Origin of the sequence: Pseudomonas sp. NPDC008258 (assembly GCF_042956345.1) — a bacterium.
Taxonomy (GTDB): domain Bacteria; phylum Pseudomonadota; class Gammaproteobacteria; order Pseudomonadales; family Pseudomonadaceae; genus Aquipseudomonas.
Map to the genome: position 1 here is coordinate 1 of NZ_JBIBGE010000016.1, position 18314 is coordinate 18314.

At 63.5% G+C, this 18314-nt stretch carries 12 protein-coding genes; 9 read left to right on the forward strand and 3 right to left on the reverse strand.

Features of this window, described 5'->3' with window-relative positions; genetic code table 11:
- Positions 1 to 559 precede the first annotated feature (559 nt).
- A complete protein-coding gene (locus ACFY9W_RS14745) occupies positions 560 to 1618 on the reverse strand; it encodes a sigma 54-interacting transcriptional regulator (RefSeq protein ID WP_391131418.1) in 1059 nt (352 codons plus the stop codon).
- A gap of 294 nt (positions 1619 to 1912) precedes the next feature.
- On the opposite strand from ACFY9W_RS14745, the gene ACFY9W_RS14750 reads away from it, so the two are divergent.
- From ACFY9W_RS14750 to ACFY9W_RS14775, 6 genes are all read left to right on the forward strand, one after another.
- Positions 1913 to 2986 carry an ABC transporter substrate-binding protein gene (locus ACFY9W_RS14750; protein WP_391131420.1) on the forward strand — a complete coding sequence of 358 codons (1074 nt, stop codon included), beginning with the start codon at positions 1913 to 1915 and terminating at the stop codon, positions 2984 to 2986.
- An 11-nt stretch (positions 2987 to 2997) separates the two neighbouring features.
- Positions 2998 to 4221 carry a lipase family protein gene (locus ACFY9W_RS14755; protein ID WP_391131422.1) on the forward strand — a complete coding sequence of 408 codons (1224 nt, stop codon included), beginning with the start codon at positions 2998 to 3000 and terminating at the stop codon, positions 4219 to 4221.
- 12 nt (positions 4222 to 4233) lie between these two features.
- On the forward strand, positions 4234 to 5433 hold the full coding sequence (locus tag ACFY9W_RS14760; RefSeq protein ID WP_391131424.1) for an LLM class flavin-dependent oxidoreductase: 1200 nt from the start codon (positions 4234 to 4236) through the stop codon (positions 5431 to 5433).
- A gap of 4 nt (positions 5434 to 5437) precedes the next feature.
- Positions 5438 to 6991 carry an ABC transporter substrate-binding protein gene (locus ACFY9W_RS14765; RefSeq protein ID WP_391131426.1) on the forward strand — a complete coding sequence of 518 codons (1554 nt, stop codon included), beginning with the start codon at positions 5438 to 5440 and terminating at the stop codon, positions 6989 to 6991.
- 207 nt (positions 6992 to 7198) lie between these two features.
- The gene (locus ACFY9W_RS14770; protein WP_391131428.1) at positions 7199 to 9775 is read left to right on the forward strand and encodes a TonB-dependent receptor plug domain-containing protein; all 2577 of its coding nucleotides are present in this window, start codon (positions 7199 to 7201) and stop codon (positions 9773 to 9775) included.
- Between the two features lie 107 nt (positions 9776 to 9882).
- Positions 9883 to 12066: an ATP-binding protein gene (locus tag ACFY9W_RS14775; protein ID WP_391131430.1), complete on the forward strand. Its 2184-nt coding sequence runs from the start codon at positions 9883 to 9885 to the stop codon at positions 12064 to 12066.
- Between the two features lie 22 nt (positions 12067 to 12088).
- On the opposite strand, the gene ACFY9W_RS14780 is transcribed toward ACFY9W_RS14775, so the two are convergent.
- The gene (locus ACFY9W_RS14780) at positions 12089 to 12721 is read right to left on the reverse strand and encodes a LysE family transporter (protein ID WP_391131432.1); all 633 of its coding nucleotides are present in this window, start codon (positions 12719 to 12721) and stop codon (positions 12089 to 12091) included.
- 67 nt (positions 12722 to 12788) lie between these two features.
- Positions 12789 to 13403, reverse strand: a complete 615-nt coding sequence (locus ACFY9W_RS14785) for a LysE family transporter (RefSeq protein WP_391131434.1) — start codon at positions 13401 to 13403, stop codon at positions 12789 to 12791.
- A 111-nt stretch (positions 13404 to 13514) separates the two neighbouring features.
- Here ACFY9W_RS14785 and ACFY9W_RS14790 point away from each other — a divergent pair, with 111 nt between their 5' ends.
- The 3 genes from ACFY9W_RS14790 to ACFY9W_RS14800 all read left to right on the forward strand — a co-directional run bounded on the left by ACFY9W_RS14790 (position 13515) and on the right by ACFY9W_RS14800 (position 18270).
- Positions 13515 to 13967: an Lrp/AsnC family transcriptional regulator gene (locus tag ACFY9W_RS14790; RefSeq protein WP_012271902.1), complete on the forward strand. Its 453-nt coding sequence runs from the start codon at positions 13515 to 13517 to the stop codon at positions 13965 to 13967.
- Between the two features lie 410 nt (positions 13968 to 14377).
- Positions 14378 to 15790 (forward strand): cytosine permease, encoded by a 1413-nt coding sequence (locus tag ACFY9W_RS14795; protein ID WP_391131436.1) that lies wholly within the window; start codon positions 14378 to 14380, stop codon positions 15788 to 15790.
- Between the two features lie 320 nt (positions 15791 to 16110).
- The gene (locus tag ACFY9W_RS14800) at positions 16111 to 18270 is read left to right on the forward strand and encodes a TonB-dependent receptor domain-containing protein (protein WP_391131438.1); all 2160 of its coding nucleotides are present in this window, start codon (positions 16111 to 16113) and stop codon (positions 18268 to 18270) included.
- Positions 18271 to 18314: the final 44 nt, after the last annotated feature.

Consider the following 18314-nt stretch of genomic DNA (forward strand, 5'->3'; position numbering starts at 1 on the left):
TGGATTTTTCGCGGGTGAACCCCCTCCCACAGGAACCGCGCAGGCCTCAGGCTTATGCAGTACCTGTGGGAGCGGCCTTGGCCGCGAACACCGGCAAAGCCGGTGCCATCCACCGCGCTGGATTCTTCGCGGGCAAGCCCGCTCCCACAGGAACCGCGCAGGCCTCAGGCTTATGCAGTACCTGTGGGAGCGGCTTTAGCCGCGAACACCGGCGAAGCCGGTGCCATCCACCGCGCTGGATTCTTCGCGGGCAAGCCCGCTCCCACAGGAACCGCGCAGGCCTCAGGCTCATGCAGTACCTGTGGGAGCGGCCGTGGCCGCGAACACCGGCGAAGCCGGTGCCATCCACCGCGCTGGGTTCTTCGCGGGCAAGCCCGCTCCCACAGGAACCGCGCTGGCCTCAGGCTCATGCAGTACCTGTGGGAGCGGCCGTGGCCGCGAATACCGGCGAAGCCGGTGCCATCCAACGCGCTGGGTTCTTCGCGGGTGAACCCGCTCCCACAGGGACTGCGCAGGCTTCAGGTTTATGCAGTACCTGTGGGACCGCGCACTGCGCCCACTACGCTTTTGTCAGTTCACCTATCTTCTCCAGCCGCGCCCGCACGATATTGCGGCTGATGTTCAGCAAGCGCCCCGTCTGTAACTGGTTGCCATGGCAATAACGGTACGCCGCCCGGAACACCGTTTCCTCGATATGCTCATACAGGTTGGGCACATTCTGCTCGAACAACGCCAGCAACGCGCTTTCCAGGTCAGGCGGCGCCACACCGGCCGCAGGCAAGTGGGCATGCGCCGCCGGTGCCGCTAGCGGTTGCCGCATGTCGACCAGATGCAAGTCCGCAGGCGCCACTACCTGGTAGCGGCACACCAACAGGGCATGGTGAATGGCATTCTCCAGCTCGCGGATATTGCCCGGCCAGCTATGCGCCAGCAATTTGCGCTCGGCATCCGGGCTTAGCGAGGCACGCTCATAGCCCAGGCGCCTGCAATGCTCCTCGATGAAGAACTCCGCCAACGGCAGGATATCCCCCGGCCGCTCGCGCAGCGGCGGCAGGCGGATCGTCGCGACATGCAGGCGGTAGAACAGGTCTTCGCGAAAATGCCCCGCCACCACCGCATCTGCCAGGTTGACGTTGGTCGCCGCCACCAGCCGCACGTTGATCGGAACAGGCGTGCGTGACCCCAGCCGCACCACTTCACGCTCCTGCAACACACGCAGCAACTTCACCTGCATGTTCAGCGGCAAGTCGCCGATTTCGTCGAGGAACAGCGTGCCGCCATTGGCCGCTTCGAACCAGCCGGCCTTGTTGCTGGTGGCGCCTGTAAACGCGCCTTTCTCATGGCCGAACAGCTCGCTCTCCACCAGGGTTTCGGCAAAGGCACCGCAGTTCACCGCCACGAAGGGCTCACGCCCACGGCGGCTTAGGTGATGGATATGACGGGCGACCAGCTCTTTGCCGGTGCCGGTTTCGCCGATGATCAGGGTATTGGCCTCGCTGGGCGCCAGGCGCTCGATCCGGCTGAGCAGTTCCTGGGAGCGCGGGTCCTTGAACACGAGCACGGTGGCACGTACCGACTTGGTCAGCTCGCGGGCATTGGGGTGGGTGATCAGCGACATGGGGGCATTCCTGGCAGTTGACGCGCCAGCCAATAGTGCATGAAACAAATTAGATCAAAAAATTATTAATTAATATTTAGATATTCGAATAAGGAATATTCGATTTTCCAGCAATCCATTGCTGCTACAGCAGCAACCCGCCAGCACTCCCCTGCCTGCCGTTCAGCAGGCCAGCCCCGCCACCGGTCAGTTCTGTTTGAGTGAAAGCCCCATAACTCAAGGCTTCCAGAGCATTTTCAAGTGGCTGGCATGCATTTCGCTCTTGGCCTGTTGAACCTTTGCCTGGAGCTGCACATGAACAATCCCTGGCGTCATGCCCTTACCCTGCTGCTTGGCCTGTTCATCAGCCTGACTGCACTGGCAGCTGAACCACCGGCGGCCGTGCGCATTGCGATTGTTGCCTTCACCCAAGGCGGTGCGCCTGTATTCGGCGGTATCCCCGGCCGCGTGATCGAGGAAGGCTGGCTGGAGCAGCAACTGGCCGCCCGCGGCGTGAAACTGCAATGGACCGCCCTGCCCCATGCCGGCGCCGGGCCGCAGATCAACGAAGGTTTCAGCAACGACAGCCTGGACTTCGCCGTACGCGGCGACCTGCCCTCGGTCATCGCCGGGGCCGGCCAGGTGCCGGGCAAACTGGTGGTACCGGGCGGCAGCGGCAACAACATCTACCTGGTGGTGCCGAGCGATTCACCGGTTCGCAGCATCCAGGACCTCAAGGGCAAACGCCTGGCCCTGCACCGCGGTCGGCCGTGGGAGTTCGCCTTCAGCAATTTCCTGCAAAGCCAGGGCCTGCAGCTGAGCGACTTCAAGATCGCCAACCTCAACCCGCAAGTGGGCGCTGCTGCTGTGTCTGCCGGCAAGGTGGACGCCGCCGTGCTGCTCAACGAGGCCTATGCCCTGGAAGACAAAGGCGTTGCGCGCATCCTCTGGTCGACCAAGCAAGGCGCCAATGACTGGCGGCTGGTGTCGGACCTGTGGGGCACCGACCGCTTCGTGCAGCAGCACGCCGACCTGACGCAACTGGTGGCCACCGCCTGGGTGCGTGCGGCCTGGTGGATCTCCCAGGAGCAGAACCGCGACGCCTACTACGCGCTGTCTTCCCGCGCAGGCGTCAGCGAAAGCGTGCTGCGCCGCGACGACCAGGACGACCCGGTGGCGTGGAAGGCGCGCTGGGCGCCAAAAAGCGATGCCCAGCTCAAGGCCCACTACGACGCGCTGGGCCAGTACGCCCTGGCCAACCGCCTGATCCGCACGCCTTACGACATCACCCACGACCTGGCCACAGGCTTTACCCGCCAGGCCCTGATCGACTTGCAACTGACCCACTACTGGCCGTCGTCAGACGCGCAAATCAGCCATCAACCTTGAGACCCAGCACCATGAAACTGCCTGCTTCCGTCATTTTCGGCCTCAGCGCCCTGGCCCTGTCGATTGGCGCCATGGCCGCCGAAACCTATGCGCCCAAGCCCGACCCGCAACAGGGCGATGGCCGCGTGTCGGCCTTCTACACCTGGACCAAAGCCATCCCCGCCACACCCGGCAAACTGCTGCGTAGCGAACCGTTGGAACAAGCGCTGAGCCTGCCCAACGCAGCCAGTGCACAACGCATCCTCTACACCTCGCTGGACGGCATCGACGGCAAGACCCCGGTGGTGGTTTCCGGCGCGCTGTTCATTCCCAAAGGCAAGGCACCGGCAGGCGGCTGGCCGGTTGCCAGCTGGGGCCATGGCACGGTCGGCGTGGCCGATATCTGCGCGCCGTCCTGGGCCGGGCGCAGCTACCGTGACGTGCAGTACCTCAACCGCTGGCTTGATGAGGGTTACGCCATTGTTGCAACCGACTACCAGGGCCTGGGCGTACCCGGTGGCCACCCGCTGCTGAACAACCGCATGGCCGCCTACGGCATTCTCGATGCAGCCAAAGCCGTGGTGGCCGCCGTACCAGGGCTGGCCGACAAGGTGCTGATCATCGGCCAGTCGCAGGGCGGTGCCGGGGCGTTTGCCGCGGGTGCCTACGCCGCCACCTATGCGCCCAAACTGGGGGTCAAGGGCAGCATCGGCACTGGCGTCATCTATACCATCGGCGCAAAAAACGTTGGCGAGCAGGACCAGGACAAGGTCGACCCGGCCCTGGCCTACGGCTTTTACACCCTGCTTGCAGCGCAGCAGTACGACCCAAGCATCGACCCGCGCGACTTCTACACCGACAAGGCCTTGCCGCTGTTCGAGCAGGCACGCACCAGCTGCCTGTCTTCACTGGTCAGCGACGTGGTTGGCACCGGCCTGACCCCGGCAAATGCCAAGAAAGACTACAAGGGCGACAAGCTGAAGCCATGGCTGGCGCAGGTGTCGTACCCGACCCTGAAACTGGCCCAGCCGATCTTCATCGGTACCGGCGCCGAGGACAAGACCCCCGCTGCCGCCACACAGGTGGCACTGATGCAGGACGCCTGCAAGGCCGGCTCCGTGGTACAGGGCCACCTGTACAAGGGCCTGGGCCACAGCGAAACGGTAAATGCCTCGCTGAAAGACTCGATCCCTTTCGCCCGCCAGGTCATCAGTGGCCAGCCGGTCACCCCAAATTGCAGCCCAAGCGTCCAGTAAGGAGGCCGCCCCATGAGCATCGAGTTCTTCACCCGCCTGCCCTTGCACGGCGAAACCCAGTTCCTGCCCGGCGACCCGCGCAACCGCGGCGACTGGCACGCGGGCGGGCCCAGCAGCGGTGCGGTGTCGGGGTTTGCCGTAGGTGATCACTTCACCTACATCGACTACCTCGGCCAGATCGCCCGCGCAGCGGAAATCAACGGCTTCGGCGGGGCGCTGATGGTCAATGCGCCTACCGGCGAAGAGCCATGGACGGTGTGCTCGCTGCTGGCCCGGGAAACCCGCACGCTGAAGTTCGTGACCGCGTTCCAGCCCTACCACTACACCCCTTGGGTGGCCGTGCAGCAGGCTGCGACCTACCAGCGCGCCACCGGCAACCGCCTGGTCTGGAACATCATCAACGGCGGCTCGGATGCCATCCAGCGCCAGGTCGGCGACTTTGAAGGCCACGACGAACGCTACGCCCGTGCCACCGAATTCATGGACGTGGTGCGCGGCTACTGGCACAACGAGCAGTTCCACTATGAAGGTACGTATTACCGTGCCGAAGGCGGTGGCCTGCGCGGCCCGCTGAAAAAGGCCGAGCTACCGCTGATCTGCACCGCCGGTTCGTCGGTGGCCGCACGGGAGTTTGCCGCCAAGCACGCCGACTTCTATCTGATGCGTGCCGAGCACCCGGACGAGATTGCCGCGCTGATCGCCGACATCCGCGCCCGTGCGTTGAAATGGGGGCGCACCGATATCCGCTTTGGCCTGTCCATCGACGTCATTGCCCGCGACACTGAAGAGGCCGCGCTGGCCGAAGCCAAACGCTTCTTCGACGAAGGCGTGGCCAAAGGCACGGTCAAGGCCCGTGCCGCCCACGCCGGCCTGCGCACGGCACGCAAGCTGAGCTACGAAGAAGGCTACAACGACAAGGACGAGCAACAGGCCTTCGACGACTTCTTCATCCACCCCAATGTGTGGACCGGCTTCGGCTACATCGGTATCCCGCCGGGCTGCGCGCTGGTAGGCAGCTACGCCAACGTGGTGGCGCGCATCCGTGAGTACCACGGCATCGGCATCGACCTGTTCTTCCTGGCTGGCTACCCGCACCTGGAAGAGGCCTACCGCATCGGCGAGCACATCCTGCCGCACTTCCGTGGGCAGCGCGCAGCCCTTGCCCGCCCGGCAACCGAACCCGTGCAACTGCACGCCAGCAACGGGGCCTGACGCCATGGCCAGGGACGGTTACCCACTCAGCCGGCGCAGCTTTCTTGGCCACGCTGGCGTGCTGGCCGGCGGGTTGCTGGCCGGCTGCGGCCCCACCGACAGCCCAAGCCATGGCGCAGCCGACCAGCCGCGCCATGGCGGGCGGCTGCGGTTAGGCATCATCGACGGCAACCAAAGCGGCAACCTCGACGCCCACAAACCTGTTGGCAGCGGTATCGTCCGTGGCTTCGCGTTGTACAGCAAGCTATGGGAATGGGACGAGCAGATGCAGCCACGCCTGGCCCTGGCCGAGTTTGCCGAGCCCAATGCCGATGCAAGCAGCTGGACCCTGCGCCTGAAGCCCGGGCTGGAATTCCACCACGGCAAGACCATCGACGCCGACGACCTGATTTTCTCCATCCGCCGCCTCACCGACCCGCAGCTGGCCTCGCCTTACGCAGCGCTGCTGCACTGGGTGGACCGCGACAACCTGCACAGGCTGGATGACCGCACCGTGCGCCTGGGCTTTCGCAACGGGCGAAGTTACCTGCCGCTGCCGGAAACCTGGGTCAACTTCGGCGGCATCGTGCCGGTGGACTATCACCCGGTCACCAACCCGGTCGGTGCCGGGCCTTACAAGCTGAAAAGCTTCACGCCGGGCCAGCGTTCGCTCTTTACCCGTTTCGACAACTACTACAAACCCGACAAACCCTATGCCGATGAGCTGGAGATCATCGACTTCAAAGACCAGACAGGCCGCCTGGCGGCACTGCGTGCGGGGCAGATCGACATGGCCAATGTCATGTCCACCGAGCACCTGCAAGTACTCCAGGCTGACCCACGGTTGCGGCTGTTGAAGTCGGTGAGTGGCAACTGGTTGTCGTTCGACATGAACACTGCCAGGGCGCCATTCAACGACCCGCGGGTACGGCAGGCGTTCCGCCTGCTGGCCGACCGCGACGAGCTGGTGCGCCGTGCGTTGAATGGCCAAGGCCGGGTAGCCAACGATTTGTATGCGCCATTCGACCCTACCTTCGACCACAGCCTCGGCCCGCGCCGACACGACCCGCAGCGGGCGGCGCAGTTGCTGCGCGAGGCCGGCCATGAGCAGTTGCAGGTGGAACTGGTGACTACGCCAGGGCCGGGGTTGGCCTCGGCACTGGTGCTGGCCGAACAGGCCCGACGCATCGGTGTGACGATCAACGTACGCCAGGTCGACCTGGCCACGTTCCAGGGGCCGCAGCGCGACGACTGGACGTTGAGTACCGGTGGCAGCATCGGCGCGCCGTTCCTGGCCAGCGCCATTCACACCGATGCGCCGTTTGCCGTGGCCAACAAGACCCACTTCCACGACCCCGAATTCAGCGAGGCCTTTCTCGCCGCCATGGCCCAGCCAGACCTGGAAAAGCGCAAGGCGCTGGTGCACCAGGCGCAGCGTATCCAGTACGAACGCGGTGGCATGTTGATCTGGGGCTTTGCCGATTTGCTCGACAGCGTCAGCACCCGCGTGGGTGGCGCGCAGGCCGAGCAGTCACTGTTCAGCACCTGGCGGTTCGAGAGCCTGTGGCTCAGAAGTTGACTTTCAAGCCCTCAATCGCCTGTCCCGGCCCTATCGCCGGCAAGCCAGCTCCCACAGGGCCTGCACAGGACTGAAGGCTTGCGCTATCCCTGTGGGAGCTGGCTTGCCGGCGATAGGGCCGGGACAGGCAGCACAACAACCAAACCAACCGCAGGCGCGGCTGCGCCCTCGTTTCTCATCCCCCTTTTATCCAACGAGGCCCAGCCAATGCCCCGCGTCACCTTGCTGCACCCAAAATTCCAGCCCAGCGCCCTGGCACTGGCCATCCTGGCCACCAGCGCGTCATTGGCCTACGCCGAAGACACCCAGCTGCAAACCGTCACCGTACAGGCCGAGCAGCCTGACGACGACGCCCTGCCCACCCGCCCGCCAGCCTCGATCTACGGTGGCCTGGAAGCCAAGGTGCTCGATACCCCGCGTTCGGTTACCCAGATCAACGCAGAACAATTGGCCAACGACCCGATCCGCAGTTCCGACGACCTGGTCAAATACGCCCCCGGCATCACCCGTGGTGGCGGCCAGAACGCCGGCATCGCCCCGCAGATGCGCGGGCAGAACACCGAAGTGTTCCAGGACGGCCAGCGCGCCTATGGCGTGCGCCACCCGGCCAACTTCAACGCCTACGAGGGCGCAGACATCGTTGCCGGGCCGTCCTCGGTAACGTACGGTTCGGTCAGCGGCAGTGGCGGCTACGTCAACTACCTGAGCAAGAAGCCCGACTTCAACCGTTTCCGCACGAAACTCAGCGGTGAAATCGGCAGCTGGATCCCCGATGGCGAATCGCGCGACGCCACCAAGTTCAGTATCGACAACACCGGCCCGCTGACCGACAACCTGGCCTACCGGGTGAGCATCACCCGCCAGCGCCAGGAGGACTTCTACGACAACGTCGAGAACAACTTCGACGCCTTTTACAGCGCGCTGGCCTGGCGCAACGACAACCTGCGGGTGGACTGGAACGCCGCCTACGACGACTACTACGACTACAACATCACCCACGGCTGGAACCGCGCCACGCAGGACCTGGTCGACCACGGCAAGTACTACGCCGGCCGCGCCACGCCGGTTATCCAGAACGGCAACACCTTGTGGTCGCCGGTGCTGTCTTCCGGCGCCGCCGATGCCCAGGTGCTGGGGTGGGTGCAGCGCCAGCGCAACGCCCAGGGCCAATATCAGGTAGTAAACGGCAGTTTCCAAGGCGCCTCGCCCAACACACAGGCCAACCCTGGCAGCCTGCGCGGCTGGGTCTACGACCCGTCACTGGCAGGCAACGGCCTTACCTCGTTATCGTCACAGACCGGCCAGCGCTCGCAAGACGAGAACCGCTCGCGGCGCTTTACCACGCAACTGCGTGTCGAAGGCGACCTGACACCGGCGATTACCCTGGCCAACAGCACCTTCTATCAGCACTCCACCGACACCACCGACGCGGTGGGCGCATTCCAGGTACAGGGCAAGGACGATATCTTCGACAACCGCTTCGAGTTCCGCGCCCGTGGTCAACTGCAACTGGGCGACCTGACGTTGGTTGACGACAGTAATACCGGGCTGATCTACCGCCGCGAGCGTAACGAGTCGATCGCCGCCAACAACAACTTTGGCAGCACCATCAACGCCTACGACCTGACCCTGGACCCAACCTTGAAAAACCCCGGCGACCTGCTTGGGCTGGCCGGCCGCAACCCCGCTGGCGGTAACGCTGCGTGGATCGGCCAGCCCGGCGTGCCGCAGTTTTCCAGCTACTACGGCTGGCTCAACCTACCGGCCATGTACCCCGCCGGGCATGGCCTGTATGCCGAGTCGGTGGCGCCCTACACCGCCGACAGCACCTGGACCACCAAGACCCTGTTCAGCCAGCACAACCTGCGCCTGGGCGAGCGCGTGGGCCTGAACGTGGGCGCCAGCCGCAGCTGGATCGATGCCCGCATCGAAAACCCGTTGGTGTTGCCCGGTGGCAACCCACGCAAGGACTCGGGCAACTACCGGCTGTTCTCGGTGCAGGTCAGCCCCTACGTCAAACCCACGGAAAACAGCACCCTTTACTACACCTTCGACCGTTCGCTGGCAGTGAACACCGGCTTCTTCACCAATGGCCTGGGCTGGGGCAGCGGTGCCGGCGCCAACCAGCTCAACCCGCTGGCCTTCGAGAGCCTGAGCGTGTTGCACGAGGTGGGCTTGAAGGTGGAGGCCGTGCCTGACCAGCTATTCCTTACCCTGGCCGCCTACAAGCAAGCCCGCGACCAGTCGCCGGACAGCAACAACAACATCGCCCGGCTGATCGTCAAAGGCTGGGAGGCTACCCTGCGCTACCAGGACCAGCACCTGCGCGGTGGCCTCAACCTCAGCCGCATCAGTGCCTACAACGAGTTCACCAGCCAGGCCGGGTTTGCCTCAGCCGGTTTCATCCCCGACAACGGTACGGTGTTCGGCGACAACAACACCCTGAACCAGCGGCCGTCCGGCAAGTTCGATGCAGTGCAGATTCCTGAATACAACGCCGGTGGCTATGTGGACTACCGCTTCGATTCAGGCTTTGGCGTGGAGCTGTCGGGGTGGTGGACCAGCAGCTGGTACCTGAACCTGAGCAAGACGGTGAAAGTGCCCGATGAGTACAACCTTGACCTCGCCGTGTACTACCGCCAGCCGCAGTGGGGGGTGACGGTGCGCATGCTCAATGTCACCGACGAGCTGAATTTCGTCAGTGGCCTGGCCGGCGCCACCAACACCTTCCTGCAGCCGATGCCAGGGCGAACGCTGCTGGCCCAGGTTGATTACCAGTTCTGAAACGTTGCCACCCGCCCGGAGGTCAGCACAGGCGTGCACAAACCCCTCGCCAATCGCCTATTCTCGGTGCACCCTGAGAGCCTTACGCAAACGGACCGGCAGAGCACATGGCAAAATGGCTAGACGGCGGCGGACAGATGGCCGAACGCATCCGCACCCACGACTGGGCCGCAACGCCCCTGGGCCCGCTCGAACACTGGCCAGACGCCCTGAAAACCACCCTGGCCCTGTGCCTGGCTTCGCGCTTTCCCCAGGCCGTGCTCTGGGGCCCGGACCTGCTCACCTTGAACAACGATGCCTTCACCGAAATTCTCGGGCGCAAGCCCCTGGCACTGGGCATCCCCTTTCGCGACGTGTGGCAGGAAGCCTGGGCCGACATCGGCAGCATGGCCGACCGCGCGCTGGCCGGCGAGGCGGTGTACATCGAAGACTTCCCGCTGACCATTGACCGCAACGGCGGCCCGGAAAGGGCCTACTTCACGTTCTGCTACAGCCCCATCCGCGACCATGATGGCCAGGTGCTTGGCATGCTCGACACCGTTACCGAAACCACGGCCAGCGTGATAACCAACCAGCGCCTGAACTTTCTTGACCAACTCGGCCGTGCCGTGGCCGAAGCTACCGCCCCGGACCAGATCCTGGCCACCACCACGCGCATGCTGGTGGAGCACCTGGGCCTCTCCAGCTGCGCGTATGCAGTGATGGACCCGGACGAGGACGGCTTCACCATCTGCGGCGACGCAGTGGTCGAAGGCTCGCCTCGGCTGGTCGGGCAGTATCAACTGCATGACTTCGGCCAACTGGCGCTCAGCCGTTTACGCAGCGGCCTGCCCTTGGTGATCAACAACAACCTCCGCGAACTGGCCGCCGACGAGGCAGCTACCTTTCAGGCCATCGGCATCACCGCGACCATCTGCATGCCGCTGATCAAAGGCGGCCGCCTGACCGCATTGATGGCGATCCATGACTGCGTACCGCGCGAATGGACCGATTACGACCAAGCCCTGCTCAGCGAAGTCACCGAGCGCTCCTGGGCCCATATCCAGCGGGTGCAGGCCAACGCCGAGGTGCGCGAAGCCATGGCGGCGCTGGAAGCACTCAATGCCACCCTCGAACACCGCGTCGAAGAGCGCACTGCCCAGTTGCTGCACACTGAGGCCGTACTGCGCCAGACGCAAAAGCTCGAAGCCATCGGCCAGCTGACTGGCGGGGTAGCCCACGACTTCAACAACCTGCTGACCATCATTCGCTCGTCATTGCACTTTCTGCAGCGGCCCAGCCTGGATGAGAAGCGCCGCGAGCGCTACCTCAAGACCATGTCCGACACGGTCGACCGCGGCGCCAAGCTGACCGGCCAGTTGCTGGCCTTCGCCCGCCGCCAGGCCCTGAGCCCGCACGTGTTCGAAGCCGGGCCACGGCTGGAAGCCATGGCCGACATGCTCGACACCGCCACCGGTGCGCGTATCCAGGTCGAGTTGCAGCTGCCACACGCACCCTGCTACATCCGCGCCGACCTCAGTCAGCTGGAAACCGCAGTGATCAACCTGATGCTCAATGGCCGTGACGCCATGGCGGGTGAAGGCACCTTGAAGCTGCGCTTGCAGGCTGACCAACGCCTGCCCACCCTGCGTGGCCAGCCTGCGCAGGCCGGCCCGTTCGCGGCGATTTCGGTAAGTGACAGCGGGGTCGGCATTGCTGCTGAACTGCTGGAACGTATCTTCGACCCGTTCTTCACCACCAAGGCACCGGGCGAAGGCACCGGGCTTGGGCTGTCACAGGTGTTCGGGTTCGCCAAGCAGTCCGGCGGCGATGTTCAGGTGCAGAGCACCCCCGGCCAAGGCACCACCTTTACCCTGTACCTGCCCCAGGAAGTAGCCTCTGCGGCCCCCACCGCCGACACCCCGGCCAGCACCCTGGCACAGGCGCAAGGTGAGCAGCGGCGAATACTGGTAGTGGAAGACAACCCCGACCTTGGCAACTTCACTGCGCAAATCCTTGAAGACCATGGTTACCGGATCAGCTATGCGCGCTCAGCCGAAGACGCCCTGGCCCAATTGGCAGGGCCAGCAGGTGATTTCGATGCGGTGTTTTCCGACGTGGTGATGCCGGGCATGGGCGGCCTGGCACTGGCCCGTGAACTGCGGCGTCAGCGGCCGCAGTTGCCGGTCGTGCTCACCTCGGGCTACAGCGATGCGATTGCCGAGGGCGGGCACCAAGGCTTTGCATTTCTGGCAAAGCCCTATTCGGCAGAACAGGTGTGTCAGATACTCGGGAAGGTGCTGGGCAGCTAAGCCCAGCGGCGCGCCTGCGAGCTCAACGGCGCCCTTCAGCCAGCATACGTACCGCCAGCCCGGCGAGCACCGTGCCCATCAACCAGCGCTGAACCTGCTGCCACAGCGGCCGACCGGCCAGGAACACGGCAATGGAGCCGGCCATGATCGCGATCAATGCATTGACCGAGACGCTGATGGCGATTTGCGTCGAGCCCAGCACCAGTGACTGCACCAGTACACTGCCGTGACCGGGCTCGATGAACTGCGGCATCAGCGACAGGTACATGACGGCGATCTTGGGGTTCAACAGGCTGGTGGCGAACCCCATGGTGAACAGCCGGCGCGGGCTGTCTGCCGGCAGCTCCTTGACCTGGAACGGTGAGCGACCGCCCGGGCGCAGGGCCTGCCAGGCCAGGTACAGCAGGTACAGCGCGCCACCGATGCGCAGCGCGTCGTAGGCGAAAGGCACAGCCATCACCAGGGCGGTAATGCCCAGTGCGGCGGAGAACATGTAGATGACGAAGCCCAGCGCTACCCCGCCAAGGGAAATCAAGCCAGCCTTGCGCCCCTGGCAGATCGAGCGGGAAATCAGGTAGATCATGTTCGGCCCGGGGGTCAGGACCATGCCGAGGCAGATCAGGGCAAAGGTGAGCAGTTGCGTGGTTTCGGGCATGGGGCACATCCTGATTGTGCGGTGGGGTGCCGGCGAGTTTATCTGAAGCCGTTCGATACCGGTCAACTCAGTTGATTTGCCCCGCAATCAAACCCAGTGCCACCGCGATCATCGCCACCCCGGATACCCGCCCGACCAGCCTGGCCGCCCCCGGCCGGGTGCTCAGCACGGCCTTGGCGCCATAGCCGACCAGCGAATAGATCACCAGCGAGCTGCACAAGTGCACCAGGCCCAGCAACAGGATCTGCAACGGCACCGGCCAGCTTGACTGCGGGTCGGTGAACTGCGGCAACAGGGCCAGGAACAGCAGGAACACTTTCGGGTTCAGCCCGCTCACGCAAAACCCTTTCAACGCCCAGCGCGAGCCCGACTCCCCCACCCCGCCCTGCCCGGCCTCCGGCAATGCCGGGCTGAGCAACAGGTTACCGCCCAGCCACAGCAAGTAGCTGCAGCCTGCCAGCGTCAACAGGGTAAGCGCCAGCGGGTGGCCGGCCAGCAGGCTGCCGACCCCGGCCGCCACGACCAAGGTCGCCAGAAAATGCCCCGACAACATCCCTGCCACTGCCGGCATCACCCAGCGCCCCCGCATGCCCGCCGAAATGGCGTAGGCCCAGTCTGCCCCTGGGGTCATCACGAACAGCATCGACACGGCCCAGAACGCCGTCAGAACACTGATAGCCACTTGAATCTTCCTTTTCCACTGCTTTGGGATGTCGAAAGATTACGGATTCCGTCCGGGGATTTTCTTTCGTATATTCCCCGTCAGGGTTCAATTACTGGAAGATCCTTCTCAATGGACAGGACTGATCGAAAGATTCTTGCCGAACTACAAAAAGACGGTCGCCTGTCGGTGACCGAGTTGGCTGACCGCGTGGGGCTCAGCCTGTCGCCTTGCCATCGGCGCCTGAAGGCGCTGGAGGAGTCCGGGGCGATCCTGGGGTATCACGCACGCCTGGCGCCGAGCGCCCTGGGGCTCAACTTTGCCGCGCTGGTGTTCGTGACCCTGCGCGAGGTCACCCGCCAGCCGGTGGCGGACTTTGAAGCGGCACTGGCCGAGATCCCACAGATTGTCGAGGCGCAGCGGCTGTTTGGTGACCCGGACTACCTACTGCATGTGGTGGCCAAGGACCTGCCGGCGTTTCAGAAGCTGTATGACGAGAAGCTGACCAGCATTCCCAATGTGAAGCGCTTGAGCTCGACCTTGGTGATGAAAGAGGTGATTCAGGACCGGTTGTTGCCGATGTAGCGGTTTTCCTGCACCGGCCCTTTCGCGGGCTTGCCCGCTCCCACAGGTTCACCACAGTTTCTGAAGCTGCGCCGTACCTGTGGGAGCGGGCAAGCCCGCGAAAGGGCCAGAACAGGCAGCCTTCAATCTGCCCTGCAAACGCGCACGACGCACCACGCATGCACACCCCTTCACGCCAAGCCGAAGCCAAACCCCTCTACTTCAAGCCCTCCCGCCAGCTGGCACCCTCCTTGCTACCGTCACCCGCTTAAGCTTTTGTCAGCCTTAGGTTTTTTAAGGTTTATGGGTACATATTTACTAATTTCTCGTTATCCCCGCGCCCCGCATCATCGCTCCAACAAGAACGCGTCGCCCTTCGCCGGCACGCCCCCGGGCAGTTCCCGATGCCCTACCTTGCCTTGGAGTCAGTCATGACCAGTGCAGCCAATTCGGCACCCCTCATAGAAAAACACACGATCGGCTACGTGCCCCCGCAAGACCGCCATGGAAAGGTAAGGGATCTGTTCACACTGTGGTTCGGCGGCAACATCGCGCCGCTGCCCATCGTTACCGGCGCGCTGGGCGTGCAGCTGTTCCACCTGAACCTGGTGTGGGGCATCGTCGCCATCCTGGTGGGCCACCTGGTCGGTGGTGTGCTGATGGCGCTGCACTCGGCCCAGGGCCCGCAGATGGGCATCCCGCAGATGATCCAGAGCCGCGCCCAGTTCGGCACCCTTGGCGCGTTGCTGGTGGTGGTGATCGCCGGCGTCATGTACATCGGCTTCTTCGCCTCCAACATCGTGCTCGCCGGCAAGTCGCTGCACGGCGTGGTCGACGCTGTGCCAGTACCGGTGGGCATCGTCATCGGTGCACTGGGCTCGGGCATCATCGGCATCATCGGCTACCGCTTCATCCACGTGCTCAACCGCATCGGCACCTGGGTGCTGGGCATCGGCATCGTGGTCGGTTTCGGCTACATCTTCACCCATGTGCAAAGCGACGACTTCCTGACCCGCGGCGGCTTCAACCTGGCCGGCTGGCTGGCCACCTTATCGCTGGCTGCGCTGTGGCAGATCGCCTTTGCGCCCTATGTGTCGGACTACTCGCGCTACCTGCCGGCAGATGTCAAAGTCAGCTCGACCTTCTGGACCACCTACCTGGGCTCAGCCCTGGGTTCGAGCCTGTCGTTCATCTTCGGCGCCGTGGCGGTGCTGGCCATTCCGGCCGGCATGGACACCATGGACGCCGTCAAGCTGGCCACCGGCACCCTCGGCCCGGTCATGCTGGTGCTGTTCCTGCTCAGCGTGATCAGCCACAACGCCCTCAACCTGTATGGCGCGGTATTGTCGATCATCACCCTGGTACAAACTTTCGCCTACCGCTGGATCCCGACCGCCAAGAGCCGTGCGGTGCTGTCGCTGATCGTACTGTCGGCCTGCTGCGTAGTGGCGGTGTTCGCTTCGGCAGACTTCATCGGCCACTTCGTCGACATGGTGCTGGTACTGCTGGTGGTGCTGGTGCCATGGACGGCGATCAACCTGATCGACTTCTACGCCATTCACAAAGGCGACTATGACATCCAGTCGATCTTCCAGGTGGATGGCGGTATCTACGGGCGCTACAACCCGCAGGCGCTGATCGCTTATGCAGTGGGTATCGTGGTGCAGATCCCGTTCATGAACACGCCGCTGTATGTCGGGCCGATTTCCGAGCACATCAACGGTGCTGACTTGTCGTGGCTGGTGGGGTTGGCGGTGACTTCGCCGCTGTACTGGTGGCTGGCTTCGCGTGACAGTGCCTACCGCCGTCGGCAGATGAGCGCCAAGTTGGCCATGGGGCACTGATTCAGCCGGTATCGACCTCTTCGTGGGCACGCCCGCGAAGAGGCCGATACAAGCAGCACAATACAGGCCAACTTCACCCCACCCTCAAAATGCATTTCTTGCATTTAATAAAATCAAATAAATTCGAGCTAGCAATATTAGCTTAGATGCAAAAAGTATTTCAAAAGCATTTTTCATAGAGATATGTTCTCACCAGACCGACCCCTGACTGGCGGAGGCAAAGGAACCTAATACCTCCTTCAGCCTCGGGCCCCGTCACCCGGCTCCGGTATCCAGGTATCCGAAAACCCACTCGATCATGGTTACCTGGAAGCTTCTGCATGAGACATTTGCCCACCCCTGCGCTCAATCACCTGTCGGCTGCCGTTGCCCTCGCCCTCTTCACCCCTGTCACCTTCGCCGAGCCTGCCGAGGACCAGAGCGGCAAGCTGCCCACCGTCACCGTCACGGCCGAACACCGCGAAGAAAACCTGCAGAAAACCCCGCTGGCGATCAGTGCCTTCGACGAGCGCACGCTGCAGGATGCGCAAATCAACAACGTGCGCGACCTGTCCGGGCGGGTACCCAACCTCACCCTGAACCGCCAGTCCATTTCCTACAGCGCGCAAACCTACGGCATACGCGGCATTGGCGAGACCGACCCGATCCAGGAAGCGGCGGTCGCGGTGTATGCCGACGACCTGTATATCCCGCGGGCGATTTCCTCGATGCTGGACTTCAACGATGTGGAGCGTGTCGAGGTATTGCGTGGCCCGCAAGGCACCCTGTACGGGCGTAACAGTGCAGCAGGCGCGGTGCGTGTCATCACGCGCGACCCCACGCAGCAGACCCGTGGCTTCGTCGAGTTGGGCGCTGGCAACTACAACGCCCAGAACGGCCGGTTGCTGGTCAGCGGGCCGTTGGTGGACAACACCCTGTTCGGCAGCTTTTCGGCAATCCGCCTGACCCGCGATGGCACCGTGTACAACCGCACCCGCCACAAGGACGTCAACAACATCGACATACAGTCCTACCGTGGCAAGTTGCGCCTGGCGCCGCAGGACTCGCCATGGGACGTGCAACTCACCCTCGCCGGTACCTTCGACCGTGGCGATACCACCAGTTACACCCCCTTCAACCCGGCCAACGGCCATTTCGACAAGTTCAAGACCTACAGCAGCCTTGACCCCAAGAACAAGCTGGACCAAGGCAGCGCGGTGCTGCGCGCCCTCTACACCATCGATGACCACCTGAATTTCAAGTCGGTCACTGCCTGGTCCGAGTTTGACCAGCCGGTGGACTACGACAACTCTGGCCAGGCCAACAGCGGTACCGCATCGCCAATCCAGAACAACCTGATCACCTACAAGCAGCGCTACGCCACCCAGGAGTTCCAGCTGAACGGTGAATACGACCGGTTCAGCTACACCCTCGGGGCGTATCTGTACAAGGAACGCTTTCGTGCAGAGCGCGACAGCCTGACCTTTTCTGTCGCGCAAAATCGGGTCAATGCCAGCGGCCAGTACAGCACCACCGATACCGAGAGCTACGCGCTGTATGGCCAGAGCAATTACAAGCTCACGCCTCGCCTGTCGCTGACCACGGGCCTGCGCTTCACGCACGAGCACAAGAACTTCGATTACACCAACTATGCGATTACCACCGATCGCGCCATTACCGGCACCAACTTCGCTGCCCAGACCAGCGATTCCTGGGCCTCTCTGAGCCCCAAGGTAGGCCTGGAATACGCCTGGAGCGACGACCTGATCCAGTACGGCTATGTGGCCCGGGGTTTCAAGGCCGGTGGCTTCGACAACCGTGCGCCAACCCGCGCCGCCGCCGAGCAGGGCTTCGACCCGGAAAACGTCACGACCTACGAAATCGGTTTCAAGGGTGACTTTGCCGATGGCCGCCTGCGCAGCAACATCGCCTTCTTCTACAACGACTACGAAGACTTGCAGACCAATGCCTGGGACCCGGCCATCAGCGCCAACCTGCGTACCAACGTAGGCAGTGCCCATACCTACGGCGTGGAGCTGGAAAACACCGCGCTGCTCACCCGTGACCTGCGCCTGACCGCCAACCTGGGCTACCTGAAAAGCCAGTATGACGACTTCCAGAACGCCAGCGGCCCGGGCGTGAGCGCCGATGGCAAGAAAATGATCTTTGCGCCGGAATGGAACGCCAGCCTTGGCCTGAACTGGACAGTGCCGGTGAACCTGCCGGGTGAGCTGGTGGCCAACACCGACTACCAGTACCAGACCCGTTCCTACGCCAACCCGCTGAACGCCGACATCTACGAAATACCCGCCCAGGGCTTCTGGAATGCCAGCACCAGCTATGCCAGCGCGGATGGCCACTGGACCACCACCTTGTCGGTGAAGAACCTGCTCGATCGCGCCTACCCGCAAAGCACCGCCTACTCGGCTGCCAGCCGCACCGCCTACTACTCGGTCAACGACCCACGCACCGTACTGCTGAGCGTGCGCTACGAGCTGTAGCGCCCCCTGAACGGACTCACTTTTCCACTTGCAAGGAGTACATA

Excerpts from the sequence above, each read along its gene's own strand:
- ACFY9W_RS14795 (WP_391131436.1), top strand. The coding sequence starts at position 14,378 with ATGACCAGTGCAGCCAATTCGGCACCCCTCATAGAAAAACACACGATC.
- ACFY9W_RS14790 (WP_012271902.1), top strand. The coding sequence starts at position 13,515 with ATGGACAGGACTGATCGAAAGATTCTTGCCGAACTACAAAAAGACGGT.
- ACFY9W_RS14750 (WP_391131420.1), top strand. The coding sequence starts at position 1,913 with ATGAACAATCCCTGGCGTCATGCCCTTACCCTGCTGCTTGGCCTGTTC.
- ACFY9W_RS14745 (WP_391131418.1), bottom strand. The coding sequence starts at position 1,618 with ATGTCGCTGATCACCCACCCCAATGCCCGCGAGCTGACCAAGTCGGTA.
- ACFY9W_RS14760 (WP_391131424.1), top strand. The coding sequence starts at position 4,234 with ATGAGCATCGAGTTCTTCACCCGCCTGCCCTTGCACGGCGAAACCCAG.
- ACFY9W_RS14775 (WP_391131430.1), top strand. The coding sequence starts at position 9,883 with ATGGCAAAATGGCTAGACGGCGGCGGACAGATGGCCGAACGCATCCGC.
- ACFY9W_RS14755 (WP_391131422.1), top strand. The coding sequence starts at position 2,998 with ATGAAACTGCCTGCTTCCGTCATTTTCGGCCTCAGCGCCCTGGCCCTG.
- ACFY9W_RS14770 (WP_391131428.1), top strand. The coding sequence starts at position 7,199 with ATGCCCCGCGTCACCTTGCTGCACCCAAAATTCCAGCCCAGCGCCCTG.
- ACFY9W_RS14765 (WP_391131426.1), top strand. The coding sequence starts at position 5,438 with ATGGCCAGGGACGGTTACCCACTCAGCCGGCGCAGCTTTCTTGGCCAC.
- ACFY9W_RS14800 (WP_391131438.1), top strand. The coding sequence starts at position 16,111 with ATGAGACATTTGCCCACCCCTGCGCTCAATCACCTGTCGGCTGCCGTT.
- ACFY9W_RS14780 (WP_391131432.1), bottom strand. The coding sequence starts at position 12,721 with ATGCCCGAAACCACGCAACTGCTCACCTTTGCCCTGATCTGCCTCGGC.